Annotated in this window: 19 protein-coding genes, 1 tRNA gene and 1 riboswitch; of the genes, 10 read left to right on the top strand and 10 right to left on the bottom strand. The window is 68.5% G+C overall.

Annotation, left to right across the window (positions count from 1 at the left end; all coding sequences use genetic code 11):
* Positions 1–82: 82 nt before the first annotated feature.
* Entirely contained in the window at positions 83–841 is a 759-nt protein-coding gene (locus tag ACYQ7X_RS06050; protein ID WP_459695966.1) for a GolD/DthD family dehydrogenase, read from the bottom strand.
* 154 nt (positions 842–995) lie between these two features.
* Between ACYQ7X_RS06050 and ACYQ7X_RS06045 the strand changes: the two genes are divergently transcribed.
* Complete coding sequence (locus ACYQ7X_RS06045; RefSeq protein WP_459695964.1) at positions 996–3,059, top strand: bifunctional aldolase/short-chain dehydrogenase; 2,064 nt, start codon at positions 996–998, stop codon at positions 3,057–3,059.
* Positions 3,060–3,084: 25 nt separating this feature from the next.
* Here ACYQ7X_RS06045 and ACYQ7X_RS06040 read toward each other — a convergent pair whose 3' ends face one another.
* Positions 3,085–3,711 carry an ABC transporter substrate-binding protein gene (locus ACYQ7X_RS06040; protein WP_459695962.1) on the bottom strand — a complete coding sequence of 209 codons (627 nt, stop codon included), beginning with the start codon at positions 3,709–3,711 and terminating at the stop codon, positions 3,085–3,087.
* A 180-nt stretch (positions 3,712–3,891) separates the two neighbouring features.
* On the opposite strand from ACYQ7X_RS06040, the gene ACYQ7X_RS06035 reads away from it, so the two are divergent.
* Both ACYQ7X_RS06035 and ACYQ7X_RS06030 read left to right on the top strand, forming a co-directional pair.
* On the top strand, positions 3,892–4,368 hold the full coding sequence (locus ACYQ7X_RS06035) for a DUF2938 domain-containing protein (protein WP_459695961.1): 477 nt from the start codon (positions 3,892–3,894) through the stop codon (positions 4,366–4,368).
* A gap of 40 nt (positions 4,369–4,408) precedes the next feature.
* A complete protein-coding gene (locus ACYQ7X_RS06030) occupies positions 4,409–4,612 on the top strand; it encodes an EexN family lipoprotein (RefSeq protein ID WP_459695959.1) in 204 nt (67 codons plus the stop codon).
* Positions 4,613–4,651: 39 nt separating this feature from the next.
* On the opposite strand, the gene ACYQ7X_RS06025 is transcribed toward ACYQ7X_RS06030, so the two are convergent.
* Positions 4,652–5,833 (bottom strand): ATP-binding protein, encoded by a 1,182-nt coding sequence (locus ACYQ7X_RS06025; RefSeq protein ID WP_459695958.1) that lies wholly within the window; start codon positions 5,831–5,833, stop codon positions 4,652–4,654.
* 112 nt (positions 5,834–5,945) lie between these two features.
* A complete protein-coding gene (locus ACYQ7X_RS06020) occupies positions 5,946–6,857 on the bottom strand; it encodes a sugar kinase (protein WP_459695957.1) in 912 nt (303 codons plus the stop codon).
* 206 nt (positions 6,858–7,063) lie between these two features.
* Between ACYQ7X_RS06020 and ACYQ7X_RS06015 the strand changes: the two genes are divergently transcribed.
* A complete protein-coding gene (locus tag ACYQ7X_RS06015; RefSeq protein WP_459695956.1) occupies positions 7,064–7,558 on the top strand; it encodes an RcnB family protein in 495 nt (164 codons plus the stop codon).
* Positions 7,559–7,631: 73 nt separating this feature from the next.
* Here the strand turns inward: ACYQ7X_RS06015 and ACYQ7X_RS06010 are convergent, their stop codons facing one another.
* Positions 7,632–8,690, bottom strand: coding sequence for a HoxN/HupN/NixA family nickel/cobalt transporter (locus ACYQ7X_RS06010; protein ID WP_459695955.1), 1,059 nt, complete (start codon positions 8,688–8,690; stop codon positions 7,632–7,634).
* Between the two features lie 108 nt (positions 8,691–8,798).
* Positions 8,799–8,983: riboswitch (cobalamin riboswitch) on the bottom strand.
* A 200-nt stretch (positions 8,984–9,183) separates the two neighbouring features.
* Here ACYQ7X_RS06010 and ACYQ7X_RS06005 point away from each other — a divergent pair.
* Positions 9,184–10,542, top strand: coding sequence for an MFS transporter (locus ACYQ7X_RS06005; RefSeq protein ID WP_459695954.1), 1,359 nt, complete (start codon positions 9,184–9,186; stop codon positions 10,540–10,542).
* Between the two features lie 7 nt (positions 10,543–10,549).
* Here ACYQ7X_RS06005 and ACYQ7X_RS06000 read toward each other — a convergent pair whose 3' ends face one another.
* Positions 10,550–11,989 (bottom strand): hypothetical protein, encoded by a 1,440-nt coding sequence (locus ACYQ7X_RS06000; RefSeq protein ID WP_459695953.1) that lies wholly within the window; start codon positions 11,987–11,989, stop codon positions 10,550–10,552.
* A 4-nt stretch (positions 11,990–11,993) separates the two neighbouring features.
* Positions 11,994–12,947, bottom strand: coding sequence for a glycosyltransferase (locus ACYQ7X_RS05995; protein WP_459695952.1), 954 nt, complete (start codon positions 12,945–12,947; stop codon positions 11,994–11,996).
* A 309-nt stretch (positions 12,948–13,256) separates the two neighbouring features.
* Here ACYQ7X_RS05995 and ACYQ7X_RS05990 point away from each other — a divergent pair, with 309 nt between their 5' ends.
* Together ACYQ7X_RS05990 and ACYQ7X_RS05985 are read left to right on the top strand one after the other, a co-directional pair.
* Positions 13,257–13,442 carry a hypothetical protein gene (locus ACYQ7X_RS05990; protein WP_459695951.1) on the top strand — a complete coding sequence of 62 codons (186 nt, stop codon included), beginning with the start codon at positions 13,257–13,259 and terminating at the stop codon, positions 13,440–13,442.
* 149 nt (positions 13,443–13,591) lie between these two features.
* On the top strand, positions 13,592–14,326 hold the full coding sequence (locus ACYQ7X_RS05985) for a diguanylate cyclase domain-containing protein (protein WP_459695950.1): 735 nt from the start codon (positions 13,592–13,594) through the stop codon (positions 14,324–14,326).
* Here the strand turns inward: ACYQ7X_RS05985 and ACYQ7X_RS05980 are convergent, their stop codons facing one another.
* Positions 14,327–14,872 (bottom strand): DUF1488 family protein, encoded by a 546-nt coding sequence (locus tag ACYQ7X_RS05980; protein WP_459695949.1) that lies wholly within the window; start codon positions 14,870–14,872, stop codon positions 14,327–14,329.
* A gap of 68 nt (positions 14,873–14,940) precedes the next feature.
* Between ACYQ7X_RS05980 and ACYQ7X_RS05975 the strand changes: the two genes are divergently transcribed.
* Both ACYQ7X_RS05975 and ACYQ7X_RS05970 read left to right on the top strand, forming a co-directional pair.
* Positions 14,941–15,150, top strand: a complete 210-nt coding sequence (locus tag ACYQ7X_RS05975; RefSeq protein WP_459695948.1) for a cold-shock protein — start codon at positions 14,941–14,943, stop codon at positions 15,148–15,150.
* A 160-nt stretch (positions 15,151–15,310) separates the two neighbouring features.
* On the top strand, positions 15,311–15,529 hold the full coding sequence (locus ACYQ7X_RS05970) for a hypothetical protein (RefSeq protein ID WP_459695947.1): 219 nt from the start codon (positions 15,311–15,313) through the stop codon (positions 15,527–15,529).
* Positions 15,530–15,736: 207 nt separating this feature from the next.
* Here ACYQ7X_RS05970 and ACYQ7X_RS05965 read toward each other — a convergent pair.
* A tRNA-Tyr gene (locus ACYQ7X_RS05965) sits at positions 15,737–15,822 on the bottom strand.
* Positions 15,823–16,529: 707 nt separating this feature from the next.
* On the opposite strand from ACYQ7X_RS05965, the gene rlmB reads away from it, so the two are divergent.
* The gene (gene rlmB, locus ACYQ7X_RS05960) at positions 16,530–17,321 is read left to right on the top strand and encodes a 23S rRNA (guanosine(2251)-2'-O)-methyltransferase RlmB (protein WP_459696028.1); all 792 of its coding nucleotides are present in this window, start codon (positions 16,530–16,532) and stop codon (positions 17,319–17,321) included.
* A gap of 39 nt (positions 17,322–17,360) precedes the next feature.
* On the opposite strand, the gene ACYQ7X_RS05955 is transcribed toward rlmB, so the two are convergent.
* Complete coding sequence (locus ACYQ7X_RS05955) at positions 17,361–18,128, bottom strand: SDR family NAD(P)-dependent oxidoreductase (protein WP_459695946.1); 768 nt, start codon at positions 18,126–18,128, stop codon at positions 17,361–17,363.
* Positions 18,129–18,134 lie beyond the last annotated feature (6 nt).

Below are 18,134 nucleotides of genomic sequence, written 5' to 3'. Positions count from 1 at the left end.
CCGCCCACCCATCCAGGCCCGATACAGGCTGCGAGCGCCCCGCGAGGGGCGCTTTTTCGTCTGCGAGCCTCCGCGCGGGGGATCAGGCGATCGTGTAGCCGCCATCCACCACGAGGTTTGCGCCATTGACGAGGCCGGCGGCCGCGCTCGCCAGATAGAGCGCTGCATGGGCGATCTCTTCTACCTCACCGAAGCGCCCCACCGGGATCTTGGCGCGGAAAGCCGCCCCCTTTTCGCCGGCCCATACCTCGCGCCCCATCGCGGTATTGACGACGGTGGGCGAAATCGTATTGGCGGTGATGCCGAGCGGGCCCCATTCCAGCGCCAGAACCTTCGTCATGGCGATGACCCCGGCCTTGCTGGCGGTATAGGCGATATGGCCTTCGAGCGCCACGAGAGCGGCCTGCGAGGCGAGGCTGATGATGCGCCCATAGCCGCGCGGCAGCATATGCCGCCCCGCCGCCTGGGAAAAGATGAAGGCCGCGCGCAGATTGATCGCGAAGGTCGCATCCCATTGCGCGAGGGGAAAGGCAGCGGCGGGGCCGATCGGGGCGATGCCGACATTGTTGACCAGGATATCGATGCGGCCGTTTTCGGCCGCCACCTCGTCCACCGCCGCATGCACCGCCGCCTCATCCCGCACATCGACGGGAAGACCGTAGCTGCCCCGGCCGAGTGATTCGGCGGTTTCCGAGACGGCCGGGTTCTGATCGACGAGCACGATCCGCGCACCCTGTTCGCCGAGCAGGCGGCCGATGCCGAGCCCGATGCCTTGCGCCCCACCGGTGATGATCGCGACCTGACCCGTGAGGTCATAGGCGCGGGCGAGAGAGGATGGCATCGATCGGACCTCCGCGAGAGCAGCGAGGATAGGCGCGCGCGGGCAGGCCGGTCAATTTGACCAGCCTCGCCACCGGGCCCGCGGCAGAATTTGACACCCCCCGCGCGCGGCCCGTAACTCCACCGCATCGTTCAGCACAGGGTGGCCGGCGCGCATGGAAAATCTGTGGTCCGAGGAAGAGGCGCAGGCAACCGTCGCGCATTATGCCGCGCGCGGGGTGGGCGAGGATCTCGCACTCCGCACCTATTCCGCCCGGCTGCTCGGCCGCGTCTCCTGGCTCGTCATGCATGGCGGGGGCAATACCTCGGTCAAGACCACCCTGCCGGATCTCTTCGGCGCGCCGGTCGAGGTGCTCTGCATCAAGGGCAGCGGGCGCGATCTCGCGGTGATCGAGCCCGAAGGCCACCCCGCCGTGCGCCGCGCCCCGCTGGAGCGGCTGCGCGCCCTGCCGGCGCTGTCGGACGAGGAGATGGTCAACGCCCAGCGGCAGAACCTCCTCGATACCAGCGCGCCGAACCCCTCGGTCGAGACGCTGCTGCACGCCTATCTGCCGCATAAGTTCATCGACCACACCCATTCCGTGGTCTCGACCGCGATCGCCTGCCTTCCCGATGCCGAGGCAGTCTGCGGCCGCATCTTCGGCGGCCGGGTGGGCTTCGTGCCCTATATCATGCCAGGCTTCCAGCTTGCCAAAGCCGCGGCCGCGGTCTTCGAGCGGAACCCACGGGTGGAAGGCCTGCTGCTGGCCAAGCACGGCATCTTCGCCATGGGCGAGACAGCGCGCGAGGCCTATGGGCGGATGATCGAGATGGTCACGCTCATGGAGGACTACGTCGCCGCCCAGGGCCGCGCCTCCGCTGCCCTGCATCCGGTCGTGCTGCCGGACGAACCGCCGGTAGCCGCGACGATCCTGCCGATCCTGCGCGGACTGCTCGCCAGCGAGGCGGCGAGGCTGGGCGTGCCCGGCCACTGGCTGCTTCACCTCCGCACCAGCGCGCGCATCCGCCGCTTCGTCGATGGCGAGGGGCTGGCCGATTATGCGCGCCGCGGTGTCGCGACCCCCGAGCAGGTCATCCGCATCAAATCCGCCCCTGCCCTGCTGCCGGCCGCGCGCATGGCCGATCTCGCCGGGTGGACCGCCGAGGCCAAGGCCGCGATCGGCGATTTCACCGCCCGCTACCAGGAGTATTTCGCCCGCCACAATGCGCGGGTCGGGGGCATCAAGCGCCCGCTCGACCCGCTGCCGCGGGTTCTGGCGCTGCCCGGCCTCGGCATCCTCGGTATCGGCGCATCGGCCGCGGAGGCGGCGGTCTCCGCCGATGTCGCTGAAGCCTGGATCGATGCCGTACTCGATGCGGAAAGCCTCGGCGGCTTCCACTCGATCACCGAGGCCGATCATTTCGACATGGAATACTGGTCGCTCGAACAGGCCAAGCTCGGGCGCGGGGCGGAGAAGCCCTTCGCGCGGCGCATCGTCGCCGTCACCGGGGGCGGCGGCACCATCGGCCGGGCGATCGCCCGCGCCTTCGCGACGGCAGGCGCCACGGTCGCTGTGATCGACCGCGACGCGGCGGCCGCGGCCGAGACGGCGGCCCTCATCGGCGGCGCCGCGCGGGCCTTCCCCTGCGATCTGACCGAGCCGGAGGCGGCATCCGGCAGCCTCGCGGCGATCGCCGCCTCTTTCGGCGGGCTCGATATCCTCGTCTCCAATGCCGGGATGGCGGAAGGCGGGATGATGGCCGATCTGCCCGAAGCGGTGCTCCGCCGCAGCTTCGATCTGAACTTCTTCGCCCATCAGGCGGCGGCACAGGCCGCCATCGGCATCATGCGGCGGCAGAAGATGGGCGGCGTGCTGCTGTTCAACGTCTCGAAACAGGCGGTCAATCCGGGGAGCGGCTTCGGCGCCTATGGCACTGCCAAGGCGGCGTTGCTCGCGCTGCTGCGCCAATATGCGCTGGAACATGGCGGGGAGGGCATCCGCGCCAATGGCGTCAATGCCGATCGCATCCGCTCCGGCCTGCTGACCCCGGCGATGATCGCGGCGCGGGCCGCCGCACGCGGCGTTTCGGAAGAAGCCTATATGGCGGGCAATCTGCTCGGGGTGGAGGTGACGGCGGAGGATGTCGCCGCCGCCTTCCTCGCCTCCGCGAGCCTCGCCAAGACCACCGGCAATATCATCACCGTCGATGGCGGCAATGTCGCTGCCATGCTGCGCTGAGCGCAGCCCCGGCCGGGCTTGCGGCTCAGCCGCTCATCGCGCCGTTCGAGAGCGTCGCGATCTTGCTTTTGAGCAGCGCGATCAGCCGGCTCGCATCGCCTTGGGAGACATTGGCCGAAAAGTCCGAGCGTTGGGTCGCGACCCGGCTGATCGTGCCGTCCAGCAGCACATCCACCACGCGCCAGCCGCTCGCCTCGTTTCGCATCACATAGTCGATGCGGAGCGCCGCGCGGTTGGGCTTCTGGATCGTCGTCATCACCACCTGCTGGGTGCCGACCGGGCGGGTCGTCGGCGAGACGGTCAACACCCGGCCCTTGTAGGAGTGGAAGTTCGAAACGTAGCTCGCGACCGTGAAGGTACGGAACTCGGCGAGCAGGGCCTGCTGCTGGGCGGGCGGCAGGCTGGCCCAATAGGCGCCGACCGAGACGCGCAGGATGCCCGCGAGATCGAAGGCCTGGTCCACCGCCGGCGCCAATAGCTGGAAGCGCTGGGTGAAGGGGGTGTGGCGCCCGGCCTTCATCACCTGCTCCAGCACACCGTAGAATTGCGTGATCACGGCCGGAGCATCGCCCGCCGCCTGCGCGCGCGCGAGCCCCGGCGCGAGAAGAAGGGGGAGGCCGGCCACCACGAGCCCACGCCTGCTGATCGACATGCTTCATTCTCCCTTGGGTGGCGCCGCGATGGCCCGGCAATAGTTAGACCGAGCCGGCGCGCTTTTTTCAACCGCTTCTCGCGCGTGCGAGCGTGGCGCCCGGGGAACCCTTCTCGGCCGCAGTTGCGGCGCGGGCGCGGCTGCCGCAATCTCGGCCACGTCATGCTTCGTGAGCCGGGAATGTCTGAACTTCTGGTGCGCGGGCTCATCATCGGCCTCGGCGCGACCATTCTGATGGATCTGTGGGACTTGCTGCTCGGCCAGTTGCCGGGGCGGAGCCGGGCGGATTGGGGCCCGGTCGGCCGCTGGTTCTGGCATCTCGGGCGGGGCCGGGTGTTTCACCCCGATATCCGCGCGGCGGACGCCCACCCGCAGGAGCGCGCCTTCGGCTGGATCGCCCATTACGCGGTCGGACTGCTCTATGGGGTGATCTTCGCCTTCATCGTCGGCCCGACCTGGTTCCTGCACCCGAGCTTCCTGCCCGCCTGGATCTGGGGCATCGTCACCATCACGGCCGGCTGGTTCCTGCTGCTCCCCGGCATGGGGCTCGGCTGGGCCGGATCCGCGACACCCAACCCCTGGCTTACCCGCTGCCTTGGGTTGCTCGCCCATACCGTGTTCGGCTTCGGCCTCTACGCCACCGCGCTCATCCTCTGAACGGCCGTCCGCGCCGCGCTTGCCTTGAGGGAGACCGATCATGCGAAACCTTCTCCGCATCATCATCGCCGGCTGCCTGCTCTCCCTCGCCGCCTGCTCGGACGGCAATGCCGCCCACTACCGCGCGGATCACAAGGCCTTCCTGCGGGAGCTCATCCATTGCGAGAACAACTACGCGACGGAGCGGGATACCCCGGCCTGCCGCGCGGCCTTCCGGGTCAATGCCGAACTCTTCCCCGGCTAGCGCCGGGCCGGCCGTCATGCGCGGGCTCGCCCCGCGTAACTACCCCCTTGGGGCAGCCTCCGCGCTCCCGCTCGCAGCGGTGGCGGGCGCGCGGGGCAGCAGGATCGCCGCGACCGTGCCGGCGCCGAGGCTGGAGCGGATGGTCGCGCCTCCGCCCGACTGCTTGGCGAAGCCATGGATCATCGAGAGGCCAAGGCCGGTGCCGCGGCCGATCGGCTTGGTCGTGAAGAAGGGATCGAAGGCCCGCGCCAGCACCTCGGGCGTCATGCCGGTGCCGTTATCCGCGACCGTGATCTCGATATAGTCGCCCTCCGCCAACCCGGCCGCGCGGACCGGCGCGGCGCCCGCGGGAAGATTGCCAGCGCGAATGCCCAATTGCCCACCCTCCGGCATCGCATCCCGGGCGTTGATGCAGAGGTTGAGGATGGCGCTTTCGAGCTGATTGGCATCGCACAGCACGGGCCAGAGGTCTTCCGCGCAAGCGATCTCGAGCGTTACCGCCTCTCCGACCGAACGCTGCAGGAGATCCTGCATGCCGAGGAGCAGGCGCTCCATCTGCACCAGAACGGGCTCGAGCGTCTGGCGGCGGGCAAAGCTCAACAACCGGTGGGTGAGCGCCGCCGCCCGCCCGGCCGCGCCCTGCGCCGCCGCGATGTAGCGCGGCAGTTCGGCCGTCTGCCCGCTCGCCAGCCGCGATTCCATCAAGCTGAGGCTGCCGATGATGCCGGTCAGCAGATTGTTGAAATCATGCGCGAGGCCGCCGGTCAGCTGCCCGACCGCCTCCATCTTCTGGGCCTGGAAGAGCTGTTCGCGCGAGGCTTCGAGGGCGAGCTGCGCCTCCCGCCGCTCCGTCAGGTCGCGCGTCACCTTGGCGAAGCCGACCAGCCGCCCCTGGTCTCGAATGGCGTCGATCACCACCATCGCCCAAAAGCGGCTGCCATCCTTACGGCAGCGCCAGCCTTCGGTGGTGAAGCGCCCGGTGGCGCGCGCCGTCTCAATCGCCTCATCGGGCAGGCCCGCGGCCCGATCCTCGGGCGTGTAGAAGCGGGAGAAATGGCTGCCGAGGATCTCCGCCTCCTCATAGCCCTTGATCCGCCGGGCGCCGGCATTCCAGGTCACGACCCGGCCGGAAACATCGAGCATGAAGATCGCGTAGTCCACGACCTCACGGACCAGCAGCTCATGCAGATTGATGGTCTGGAGATGCGCGTCCATGCTCATGGGTTATTGCCCCCTCACCCCGGCGGGCCGTCATTCAGGTGATGATCGGTCATCGTCAGCACAAGGGGGCCGTGAGCGGCGGTGCCGCGCCGCATGCCGGGGCGCACCCCCGTCATGCCGCGGCGGGCGGCATCGCCGCGCGCGGGATGATGGCGCCCGGATAGCATACGACGCGGCCTGCCAGCCGATGCCCGGCCTGGGCCGCGGCCTCCGGCGCCGCCCCGCCCAGCCGGGCAGCGATATAGCCGGCGGCGAAGCTATCCCCCGCCGCGGTGGTATCGACCGCCTGCGGCTGCCGCTCGGTCGGCACGCGCAGCTCCTGGCCATCGGGCAGGAAAAGCCGGCAGGCGAGGTCCGGCTCCTTGAACACGATCTCGGCACGCGCCGCCATTTTGCCGAGTTGTGCCGCGCCCGCGCCCTCGCCGTAGAGCATCGCGAGATCCTCGGCCGAGGCGAAGACCAGATCGGCGAGCGCGAAGGCCGCGGCATAGGCCGCCTCGGCCTCCGCCTTCACCGGCCAGCCGCGCGGGCGGAAATTGGTATCGAAGGCCACCAGCGTGCCGGCCGCGCGGGCGGCCGCCAGCCCCGCGAAGAGCACCGCGCGCCCGGCCTCGCCATAAAGCGAGAGGCTGATGCCCGAGAGATAGACGAGCCGGCGGGCGGCGAGCGCGGAGACGATCGCGGGCGTTTCCGGCAAGGCGAAGAGGCGGCGGGCGGCAGCCGAATCCCGCCAGTAGAGGAAGCGCCGCTCGCCCCGCGCATCGGTCTGGATCACGTAGAGCCCCGGCATGGCGCCCGCGCAGCGCAGAACAAGATCGGTGCCGACGCCTTCCGCCCGCCAGGCGGCCGCCATCTCCTCGCTCCAGGGATCATCCCCGAGCGCCGTGACATAATCCACCCCGACCCCGAGGCGGGCGAGATAGATCGCGGTATTGAGCGTATCTCCGCCGAAACCGCGCGCGAAGCGGCCATCCGCCTCCTCACGCAGTTCCACCATGCATTCGCCGATCGCGGCCACCCGCATGCCTCGTTTCCCCTCGCCGGTTGCACTTCTCAACGGTCGGTGCCGCAATCTCGACCTCGTCCGGGCCGAGAAGAGCAGGTGCCGCCCGGTTCCTCAAGGTCCCGGCTCTTCGCAAGGTCTTGGTTGCTCAAGGCCTGGGGGCCGCTCCTTGCCAGATGGGCGGAGCGACCGATCTGGATAGAGAACGCACACCTAAGGATCTGCCGATGAAGCGCGTCATCTCCGCGGCACTCGCCTTCAGCCTGCTCGGCGGGCCGCTCGCCCTGGCGCAGCAGCCGCCGCCTCCGCCACCACCCGGCCAGTGGCATGGCGGCCCCGGTGGCCCGCCCGGACCCGGCGGTCCTCATGGACCCGGCGGGCCGCCGCCGCCCGGTGGCTGGCACGGCGCCCCGCCGGGGCCGCCCGGCTACCAACAGGAGCGAGGCTACGATCATCGCGACGCGCATTGGGATCACGACCATGGCTATGAGCATGGCCGCCCGCCGCCGCCGCCCGGCCCGCGCTACGGCTGGGGACGGGGGGAACGCATCCCTCCCGGGCAGCGCTACGCGGTGGTGCATGATTGGCATCATTACCGCGGGCTCTATCCGCCCCCGCCCGGCCAGCAATGGGTGCAGTACAACAACCAGTTCTACCTGGTGGCGATCGCCAGCGGGCTGATCGGGGCGATCCTCGGCGCCGCCGCCGCTTCACAATACTGAAGGCGGCGGCCGGCCCCGCGCGCCGGGCGCCGAAAGCGGGACCATGGGCGACGGATGGTCCCGCCCGCGAGGCTCATGAGCCGGCCGCGCTATCGAGCTTGTCGAACCCTTTGAGCCGATAGACGAGTACCGAGACACCCCAGCTCGCGATGAAGATCGCGAGGATCCCAAATCCGAGATCGTTGAAGTTGCTGTTCAAGCCGGCGACGACATCCCAGAGCCCGCCGCTCATCTTCAACTGGCCGGCAAGCAGGCCGAGCGCCTCGATACCGCCGACCGCGAGGGCCACGAGAACCGACACCAGGGTGATCGTGAGATTATAGTAGAGCTTGCGGATGGGGCGCACGAAAGCCCAGTCATAGGCACCGAGCATGAGGATGCCATCGGTCGTGTCCACCAGGCACATGCCAGCGGCGAAGAGCGCGGGGAAGGCGAGCACTGCGGCGATCGACAACCCCTGCGCCCCTTGCGCCGCGGACATCGCGAGCAGGCTCACTTCGGTCGCCGTGTCGAAGCCGAGCCCGAAGAGGAAGCCAAGCGGCAGCATGTGGAGCGGGCTCGAAACGAGGCGGAAGAGCGGCCGGAACAGCCGCGCCAGCAGCCCGCCTGGAGGGCCGAGCGCTTCCATCTCCGCCGGCTCCAGTTGCCCGCCGAGCCGGAGACGGTTGAAGCTGCGCCACAGCCCGCGCAGAATGACGATGTTGATGCCGGCGATGAGGAACAAGAAGAGCGCGGAGACGAGGGTGGACAGCAGGCCTCCCCAACTCCGCAAGCCGCCCATGCGATGCTCCATCGCCGCGGCGGCGACCCCCACCAGCGCCGCGATGATGACGACGACCGCGGAATGGCCAAGCGCGAAATAGAGCCCGATCGTTACCGGGCGGCGGCCCTCCTGCATCAACTTGCGGGTTACGTTGTCGATGGCGGCGATATGGTCGGCATCGACGGCATGGCGCAGCCCGAACCCCCAGGCGAGCAGGCCGAGGCCGAGCAAGGTCGGGCTGCCCCGGAAAGCGAGTGCCGCCCAGGCCCAGGCAGCGATATTGGCGGCGATGAGCAAGGCATAGACAGCGCCGATGCGGCGAGAGAGACCGGGCGGCCGCGGCAGCCGCGGATCGATGAGACGGGACAAGACTTGTCCTCCAGCGAAAGGCCGTCTGCGCGAGCCTGAACCGCCCTCTCCCGCCTGCGAAGCCGGAGGTCAGGCCGGCACAGCGGAACACCCCGCCCGCTGCGGCTCTCGAGACCTCGGGCGATGGCAGGTCTCCTGGCTCGCGGCTCATCTCGCCCATCGCCGCCTTCCCAGGGTCTGCCCCCAGTGGCCTTCGGCGCGGGCTCACCGCTGACAGTTGCGGGGGCAGCCACGGCATCGCACCGTGTTCCCTCTTAGCCTCCGCGAGGAGGACCATCGAAAGGAGAATGGCAGGGCGGCACTGCCCTCGGCAAGCGTCGATCGCGGGTGGCGCCGGTCGGCAGGCGCAGGCGGAAAGGTCTCGGGCGAAGCGCAGCCGGCAGGGATCACATAAGCCGCGCCCGGCAAAAGAGAGGGTAGCCTTCGCCCGCCGCTTCCCCCATGCTTGGCTGCGCAAACCCGCGGCAACAGGCGGGATGAGGGAGACCACGCAATGTCCGATTCGCGATTCGAGACCGCCGCAGCAGCACCCGCCGCTCCCCCCGCCTCGCGCCGCATCCGCCGCATCCAGGGCTCGGCGCTAACCCTGCTGGTGCTCAGTGGCGTCGTCAATTACATCGACCGCGCCACACTCTCGGTCGGCAATATCCGCATCCAGCACGATCTTGGCATCTCGGTCTCCGGCATGGGCATCCTGCTCTCGGCCTTCCTCTGGTCCTATGCCTTCGCGCAGCTGCCGGTAGGCGGGTTGATCGATCGCTTCGGCCCGCGGCTGCTGCTGGGTGCGGGGATGTTCCTCTGGTCGGTGGCGCAGATCCTCGGCGGGATCGTCTCCTCCTTCGGGCAGTTCATCGGCGCCCGCATCCTGCTCGGCATTGGCGAGGCGCCGCAATTCCCCTCCGGCGCGCGGGTGGTGCGGGATTGGTTCAACATCCGCGGCCGCGGCACCGCGAGCGGCGTGTTCAACTGCGCCTCCTCCCTCGGCAGCTTCCTCGCCATCCCGCTGCTCACCCGACTCATGCTCGCCTTCGACTGGCGCTGGATGTTCGCGCTGATGGGAATCGCCGGCATCGTGCTCGCCCTCATCTGGTGGATCACCCATCGCGACCCGCTGCAGGTGGCGCTCACTGCCGAGGAGCGCGCCTATCTGACCGAGGGGGACGAGACCGGCCACGCCCAGCGCAACACCTGGGCGGATTGGCGGCGCCTCTTCACCTTCCGCACCACCTGGGGGCTGATGGTCGGCTATTTCGGCACGATCTACGGCCTCTGGATCTTCACCGCCTGGCTACCCTTCTATCTGGAGCACGATCGCCATATCAGCATCGCCAAAACCGGCTTGCTCGGCTCCATCCCCTTCTTCTGGGGTGTGGTCGGCGCGCTGCTCGGCGGCTGGATGGTCGATCTTCTGGTGCGGCGCGGCTTTTCGCCGATGGGCAGCCGCAAGACGCCGATGCTCGTGGCGCTCACCGGCATGGGCCTCTGCATCGCGCTCACCGCGGCGATGCCGAGCACGACGCTCGCCCTCGTCTTCATCTCGGGCGCGCTCTTCCTCTCCTATGTATGCAGCAGCACGGCCTGGGCGATGGCCGCTGTCGCGGCGCCGAGCAACTGCACCGCCTCGCTCGGCGCCATCCAGAATTTCGGCGGCTATCTCGGCGGCGCGCTGGCCCCGCTCGTCACCGGCTTCATCGTCAAGGCGACGGGGGATTTCGCCTGGGCGCTCTACGTCGGCGGTGCCGTCGCAATCCTCGCCGCCCTCTGCTACGCGGCGCTGGTGGGCGCCCCGATCGCGCCCGAACAGGGCGGGCCGGCTGACGAACGCGAGACGCCGCCAGCCTTTGCCGGCTGAGCGGCGCTCATTCCGGCGCGGGTGTTTTGCGCAGAAAGCTCCCGGCCGCCATGCCGATCAGCAGGTAGCCGAGGAAGATCGCCGCCAGGACATAGCGCGCGATGAGGTAGTTCTCGTAGAGCGGGGCGGCGGCCAGATCCGCGCAAAAGGCCGCGAAGGGCAGCGCCACGCTGGGTTTCGGCCCTGACCGGATCAGCAGCAGCACGCCGGCCAGGAAGCCGAGGAGCAGCTGGATGGGATAAAGCCCGGCCGTCGCTTGGTAGGCCCGGATCAGCGCGGAGCGGATCGTCGTCATGTCCGGCGTGATCTTCAGAACCGAGTAGCGGTTGACCAGGCTGAGGAAATAGTCGGGCAGGGTACGCGTCAAACCCATCTCGCCCGGCACCTGCAGACGCCACTCCCGAGGTTTCGCGAAATCGGCGAGACCCACGAGATACACGCGGGCGAAGGCCAGCGGATCGCGCCGGAACGCGCTCATCACCAGGCGGGACGCCGCCCGATCGACCGTCGCGGAATAATCTCCGCTGGTATGGAGATTGTCTTTGATGAGTTGTTGCAGGTCGCTGTGCTCATGCCCCCAGACCTGCATCACGCGCTTTTCGTAGTTCGGCAGATCAAGCTGCTTGAACTCCTGCGGCGTGATCGGGATGCCGGCGTGTTTGAAATCGACCTCGGACAGAGCCGGGGCGAAGACGCCGGCCAGGAACACGCCGGATAGTTTCGTCACGAAGGTCTCGCCCGGGAACTGCCGGGCGAACATCACGCGGTTGGCGCCGGCGACAGCCCCGACCGCAAGCACCGGCAGGCAGGCCGCCAGAAGCAGGATCAGCCAGCCGCGGCGCGTCAGGTATCGCCACATGAGGACGGCGGCGAGTGCCATGGTGAGCAACGCGATCGGCGCATAGGCCACGCGAAAGACGACCGCGACGAAGCTGCCGAGGATGATGAGGGCGAGGCCAGCGGCGCGGCCGCCCGCGGCGCTTTCCTGGCGGAGCGCCAGCACAAGCCCGCCCGTCGCCCCGAGGAAGCCGGCCATCGCCAGGAAGTCGCTCATATAAAAGCGGGTATAAATCTCGATCAGCGGATCGAGGGCGATGAGAAACGCCCCCAGCGCCCAGGCTGCGCGCCCTGCGCGGCATGCCGGAAACAGCAGCCTTGCCCCTTCCACGAGCACCACCAGCACGCCGATCTGGATCAGCATGAAGACGGTGAGCCCATGGGTGCGCCGCAAAAGGAAGTTGACGAAGAGCCCGAATTCCCATGAGCGGTCCGGAGGAACCCAGTGGTCGATCTGCGTCGAGAGGTAGGATACCGAATCACCCTGGAAGAAGCGGGGCACGAAATCCCACACGAGCCAGAGCAGAAGCGGCGCGAGATAGAGCCGCGACAACAGGGGATGCCAGCCGGCCGGCCGCTGGTGGCGCCCCGCTTCGGACGAAACTGCCATCACCTCACCCTCGGCCGGTGACTGCCGGAATAGCCAGATAGGCAAGCCGCTTCGCCTCCCGCCTGCCGCGCTGCACCGAATCGAGCACGAGGCCGCAAACCGCCGAGAGGCAGGCGACGCCGACGAGGGCGGCCGAGAGCACGGCCGTCGGCAGGCGCGGCACCCGCCCGGTTTCGAAGAAATGCACGACAACCGGCAGGCCGAGCAGCAACGCGAAGAGCAGGATCACCGCCCCCGCGATCATGAAGAATTGCAGCGGCCGCTCATCGCGCACCAGGGCCACGATCGTGCGCAGGATGCGAAACCCGTCATGATAGGTGCGCAGCTTTGAGACCGACCCTTGCGGCCGCTCGCGATAGCGCGTCGCCACTTCGCCGAGCGGCATGTCGAGTTCCAGCGCATGCACGGTGAATTGCGTTTCGATTTCGAAACCGACAGAGAGCGTCGGAAAGGATTTGACGAAGCGACGGCTGAACACCCGGTAGCCGGAGAGCATGTCGGCGACGCCGTTGCCGAAGATCGCGCCGACGAGGCCGGTCAACATCCGGTTGCCGAAGCGGTGGCCGCGCCGATAGCTCTCTTTCGCGGTATCGACGCGCGTGCCGGTGATCATGTCGAGCTGGCCGTCGATCAGCGCCGCCACCAGGCGCGGCGCGTCAGCCGCCTCATAGGTGCCATCGCCATCCACCAGCACATAGATATCGGCCTCGATATCGGCGAACATCCGGCAGACGACATAGCCCTTGCCCTGGCGGCGCTCCGTCCGCACCACGGCACCGGCGGCCTGCGCGCGCGCCACCGTCTCGTCCGAGGAATTATTGTCATAGACGTAGATGCGGGCCTCGGGCAGCGCCTCGCGGAAGCTCTGCACGACGCCCCCGATCGCCACAGCCTCGTTATAGCAGGGGATTAGTACCGCGATCCGCCATGCAGCCCCCGTCTCGCCGCTCAGCCCCATTCCACCCTCACAGACCATCGCTTCCGTGCCCACTCAGCGCCCGCCGCTGCGCGGATGAAATGCAACGAAACGTCACGCTTGTCCAATGGCTGGGCAGGGCGGGCAGGGCCTTTGGGGGAGGGGCAGATGCAGCACACCAAAGTGAGAGGACGCGGCCGGGCGCGGCGTTTAATATTCCGCTCGGTCATCGGCAAAACCAGCGGGAGGAGGCCTTTCGTGCGCCAGAAACATCGCGGAGAGGCGGCCCTCCGCTGCCTGCCAGCCTTCTTGGGCCTCCTCCTCTTGGCCGGCTGCACGAGCGCGAGACCGGTGGCGCTGCCAGGGGGCCAGACGGCCTATGCGGTGCAATGCAGCGGCATCCAGCATAGCCTCAACGATTGCTATGCCGAGGCGGCCAGGGCCTGCCCGACCGGCTATACCGTGCTCTCTCGCGATCTGCGGGCGACCGTCCTGAACCCGTTCCAGCGCTCGCTCCTGGTCAGTTGCCGAGGCTGACGCCGCCCGCCGGGGGTGCAGTTTTCCCTGGCCTGCGGCAATAATTGCGTCCATGGATCGAGGATCCAAAAAAGACTGTGTAACGATTGGTCTGAACAATGTCAGCGGAGGCAAAGCCGGCCCTAGCGGCGGGTCCGGGGACAACCGGATTGTGGCGCTGCGAACTGCCGCGCGAAACGCTGCTATGGTCGGGCGCGGTCTATGATCTCTTCGGCATGCCACAGGCAACGCCGCTCAAGCGGCCGCGTATCCTCGAACGCTATGGCGACGGCTCACGCGAGCGGCTGGAGGTGCTGCGCGGCTTCGCGCTGCAATCCGGCCGTAGCTTCAGCCTGGAGGCGGCCATCTGGGCCGGCTCCGGCACCCGCCGCTGGATCCGGATCGACGGCAAGCTGTTCGCGAGCGGCCTGGCGCCGCGCCGGCTGATCGGCACCAAGCGCGATGTCTCGGAGGAGCGCGCCGCCTGGCGGGCGGCCCGCAGCCTGCCCGGCCATGATGCGCTGACCGGCCTGCCCGGCCGCGGGCCTTTCGCCGAAGCGCTGCTCGCCCGCGGTGAAGCGGGGGAAAGGGCGACGGCGATGGCCATCCGGCTGGAGAACCTTGGCGAGATCAACCGGCAGGCCGGGTTCGCGGCGGGGGATGCCTGCCTCGTGGAAACCGCGGCCCGGCTGCGGTACGGGCTGGACGGGCTCGGCCGCGCCTTCCGGCTGCATCGCGCGACCTTTGCCGCCACGCTCGCCGATGCGCCGGAGCCGGAAAAGCTCTCGGCCGTCATCCGCCGCCTGCTCGCCCCGCTCTTCGATCCTGTGCCGTGGCAGGGCGCAGTGCTTTTCCCGATCGCGCGCATCAGGCCCTGGCGGCGCGCGGGCGGCGATCTGCTCTAGCTATTCACCGAGCCCATCATCCTCGACATCGTTCTCCCACACGCGAATTGTGCCGTCCACGCTTTCTGGCCTGCGCAGATAAAGCGTCTGCGCGATGCGTAGAATACGGTCGCGATGCGTATCGAAGCTGGCGAGCACATGCGTCTTCTGCCGCCGGCGATCGCCGGAAATCGAATCAAGCGCCGCGAGGGAGATCGCGCAGCACACCTCCTCGCCATGCACGTTGATTGAGAAATGCACCGAATAGCCGTCGAACTGGGCATCTCCTTGCGGAAAGGCTGATCCGTCCTGCATGAATTTTTCTTTCAATCTTTGCCTGCGGTGAAGGCGCATCATCAGCCTGCGACGCTTGTCGCATGCTTCGCGCATGCGGCGGCGCCCCGCATGATTGCCACCCGAGAATGCGATGGATCGCCCGTGCTGCGCAACAAGCACGCCGTGCGCGAATTGGCTTGCAATTATTCTGCATTGGACGATATAGAGGCTTATCGATCTTGCTGATGATGTTTGTTTCCGCGCTACTGCGACGACGATGTTCTCCTTCAAAATCGACCCGTGAAGAGCTCGCATGGTTTTGCACGAGCTTGTTTATGAACGATTGAAAGGAAATCGTCATGGCCAATGGAACTGTTAAGTGGTTCAACGCGACCAAGGGTTTTGGCTTCATCCAGCCGGATGATGGCTCGCAGGACGTGTTCGTGCACATCTCCGCCGTCGAGCAGGCCGGCCTGCGCAGCCTCAATGAAGGCCAGCAGGTGACCTTCGACGCCATCCGCAATAGCCGGAGCGGCAAGATGGCGGCCGAGAACCTCAAGACCGCGTAATCTTACAACGACAATGAAGCGATGACCACGGATGTACTGGCATCGCTTCATGATCGTTTGAAAAGGCCGGGATTTCCCGGCCTTTTTTGTTGCCCGATCGGCTCCGCGATCTTCGGCGATCGGCCGGGGCCGACATTGCCATTTTGAGAATGGAATGAGAATGCCAACTCCAGCGCCGGTCTTCGTCAAAGGCGATCGTGTTGTCGTCATCGCCGACGATTCGAACAAATACGTACGCCGCGGCATCTATACGATCGTGCAGCTTCTGCCGCGCTCGCGCGAGGGCTTCGAATATCGTGCGAAAAACCAACTCGATCCGCATGAGCGTGTCTTCGCCGAGCATGAAATCCGCCGGGAAAGACTGGCCGACCGCCCCTGAAGCAGGGCCTGCCTATCACGGCCCGGCGCTCTCCGGCCCGTGGGCGTGCAGGAGGCGGCCGTGGGCGCGCCGCGGATCGCGGCATGGCCGGCAAGCCCCGGCCACAATGCAATTGCACAGAACACGGTTTGGCGAAGATCGGGGGTGCGCGTTCAGCGCAGGCGCCCCGGGCAAGCCAGGCACTGCGCTGCGCTTGGCCCTGGGTGATGGTGGAGGGGGTTGGATTTGAACCAACGTAGGCGTGCGCCAACGGATTTACAGTCCGTCCCCTTTAGCCACTCGGGCACCCCTCCGGCGTGGCGGTGGAAATCTCTCATTTGCCCGCGCTTGTCAACGAAGGCTATGGGAAGCGAGCCATAAATCTTTTGCCGGGGCCGGATGACGCGCCTCGCGGGAACATCGCATGAAACCGCCTCGTTCAGACAAATCGCGCGCTGCCCGGCCCGGCAGCAAGCCCGCCGGCCAAAGCCAGAGGCCGCCCTCGGCCGGTTATGCAGGTGGCGGCCGGGCTGGCGGCCAGAAGGCCCCAAGCCGCGCCGAAGCGCGCCCTGAGGCCCGCCAGGACAGCCGTCCGGATCGAAGCGGCGGCAGCCGCGTGGCGAACCGCGCCGAGCCTCGGGCGGAAGGTGGGCAGGCAGGCCGGTTCGGCAAGCCGGCTTCCGGTAAAACGGGCGCCACCCGCCAGGGCTTCGGCGGCAGCCATGCCCTGGGCGGGGAGCGGCGAAGCGGCGCTCGCCCAACCTCCGATCGCTCAAGCTCCGATCGCCCGCGCGCGGATTACCCGCGCACCAGCCAAGCCCGCACCGACTCTCCCCGCGCCGGCCGCCCGGCGACCGCGCGCCCGACGCATGACCGCCAGGGCGGGGAGCACACCCATGCCGAGCGCCCGGCGGCCACCCGCCACGCGAAAGACCGTCGGGGGAGCGAAGGCACCCATGCCGAGCGCCCGCGCGCCGACCAGCCGGGCACGCGCTATCCGGCAACTCGCCCTGCGGCGCCCCTGCAACTCCCCGCAGGCGAGACGCAGGATGCGGCCCCCGCCCCCATCACCCGCGCGCCGCGCACCGCCGCGGCGCCGCAGGGCGCCGTCTGGCTCTACGGCCAGCATGCGGTCGCGGCGGCCCTGGCCAATCCGCTCCGCCGCCTCCGCCGCCTGCTCGTGACCGAAGAAGCCGCCGCCACCCTCGCCGCCCGCCTGCCCCCCCCTTGGGCGATCCAGCCCGAAACCGTGGCGCACGAGCGGATCGACCAGACCCTCGGCCGCGATGCCGTGCATCAGGGGGTGGCGCTGCTCGCCGATCTGCTGCCGCAGCTGACGCTCCCGGAAGTGCTGGAGCGGCCCGGCCCGGTCCTCCTCCTCGATCAGGTGACGGACCCGCGCAATATCGGCGCCATTTTGCGCTCGGCCGCCGCTTTCGGCGCCGCCGGCGTCATCCTGCAGGAGCGCCACGCGCCGGAGGAAACCGGCTCGCTCGCCAAGGCCGCCTCGGGCGCGCTGGAGACCGTGCCCCTGCTGCGCGCCGTCAACCTCGCCCGCACCATCGCGCTCCTCAAATCGGCCGATCGCTGGGTGGTGGGCCTGGATGCGGAAGCCAAGCAGGCGCTGCATGGCCCGGCCTTCGCCGGCCGGCGGGTCGCCCTCGTGCTCGGCGGCGAAGGCGAGGGGCTGCGCCGGCTGACGCGCGAATCCTGCGACGAGCTTGCCATGCTGCCGATGCCGGGTGCGATGGAAAGCCTCAACGTCTCGGCAGCTTGCGCCGTCGCGCTCTACGAACTCGGGCGGCAGGGGTGAGGCGGTGGCACCGGCCAGCTCGGCCGGTGCCACCCTCGCTCACAGCGCCGTATAGCCACCATCGACGAAGATATCCTGGCCGTTGATCATGTCGGACGCCTGGGAGCAGAGGAAGAGGATGACGTCGCAGACCTCCACCGTCTGCGCCACGCGGCCCGCCGGGATCTTGGCGACCATCGGCCCGAGCTTCGCCGGATCGCCCCAGACCTGCTGGCCCATGGGGGTCATCGTCACCGTCGGGCAGACGGTGTTGCACTGGATGTTGTGGCGCGCCCATTCCGCCGTCATCACTTTGGTGAGCCCGTTGAGCCCGTTCTTGGAGGCGGCATAGGCGCCATGCTCGACGAGGGCGACAGCGCTCGTCTGGCTGCTGACATTGACGATCTTGCCCGCCTTCTGGGCGATCATCGCGGGCACCAGCGTGCGCGCCATCAGCCAGGGCGCGCGCAGATTGACCGCCTGGATGAGATCCCACTCCGCCGGCGTCTGCTCGATGAGGCTCGCCGGGATGCTGATGCCGGCATTGTTGACGAGGATATCGATTGTCCCCCAGGCGGCGAGTGCGGCGCGGCCCGCCGCCTCCACCGCCTCGGCTTGCGCCAGATCGGCGGGCAGGACGAGGCAGCGGCGGCCGAGGGCGGAAACGGCAGCCTCGACCTCGGCGAGCCCCGCGCCATCGCGCGCCACCGCCACGATATCGGCCCCGGCTTCGGCGAGCACCCGGCAAAGCTCGGTGCCGATGCCCTTGGAAGCCCCCGTCACCAGCGCCGTGCGGCCCGCCAGCAGAAAACGCTCCGACACGCTCATCTGCCC

It is taken from the genome of Acidisoma sp. C75 (genome assembly GCF_054665095.1).
This window is presented reverse-complemented; position numbering and strand designations above follow the sequence as displayed.

Coding starts and splice junctions, on each gene's coding strand:
- ACYQ7X_RS06050 (WP_459695966.1), bottom strand. CDS start 841: ATGCCATCCTCTCTCGCCCGCGCCTATGACCTCACGGGTCAGGTCGCG.
- ACYQ7X_RS06045 (WP_459695964.1), top strand. CDS start 996: ATGGAAAATCTGTGGTCCGAGGAAGAGGCGCAGGCAACCGTCGCGCAT.
- ACYQ7X_RS06040 (WP_459695962.1), bottom strand. CDS start 3,711: ATGTCGATCAGCAGGCGTGGGCTCGTGGTGGCCGGCCTCCCCCTTCTT.
- ACYQ7X_RS06035 (WP_459695961.1), top strand. CDS start 3,892: ATGTCTGAACTTCTGGTGCGCGGGCTCATCATCGGCCTCGGCGCGACC.
- ACYQ7X_RS06030 (WP_459695959.1), top strand. CDS start 4,409: ATGCGAAACCTTCTCCGCATCATCATCGCCGGCTGCCTGCTCTCCCTC.
- ACYQ7X_RS06025 (WP_459695958.1), bottom strand. CDS start 5,833: ATGAGCATGGACGCGCATCTCCAGACCATCAATCTGCATGAGCTGCTG.
- ACYQ7X_RS06020 (WP_459695957.1), bottom strand. CDS start 6,857: ATGCGGGTGGCCGCGATCGGCGAATGCATGGTGGAACTGCGTGAGGAG.
- ACYQ7X_RS06015 (WP_459695956.1), top strand. CDS start 7,064: ATGAAGCGCGTCATCTCCGCGGCACTCGCCTTCAGCCTGCTCGGCGGG.
- ACYQ7X_RS06005 (WP_459695954.1), top strand. CDS start 9,184: ATGTCCGATTCGCGATTCGAGACCGCCGCAGCAGCACCCGCCGCTCCC.
- ACYQ7X_RS06000 (WP_459695953.1), bottom strand. CDS start 11,989: ATGGCAGTTTCGTCCGAAGCGGGGCGCCACCAGCGGCCGGCCGGCTGG.
- ACYQ7X_RS05995 (WP_459695952.1), bottom strand. CDS start 12,947: ATGGGGCTGAGCGGCGAGACGGGGGCTGCATGGCGGATCGCGGTACTA.
- ACYQ7X_RS05975 (WP_459695948.1), top strand. CDS start 14,941: ATGGCCAATGGAACTGTTAAGTGGTTCAACGCGACCAAGGGTTTTGGC.
- ACYQ7X_RS05970 (WP_459695947.1), top strand. CDS start 15,311: ATGCCAACTCCAGCGCCGGTCTTCGTCAAAGGCGATCGTGTTGTCGTC.
- ACYQ7X_RS05955 (WP_459695946.1), bottom strand. CDS start 18,128: ATGAGCGTGTCGGAGCGTTTTCTGCTGGCGGGCCGCACGGCGCTGGTG.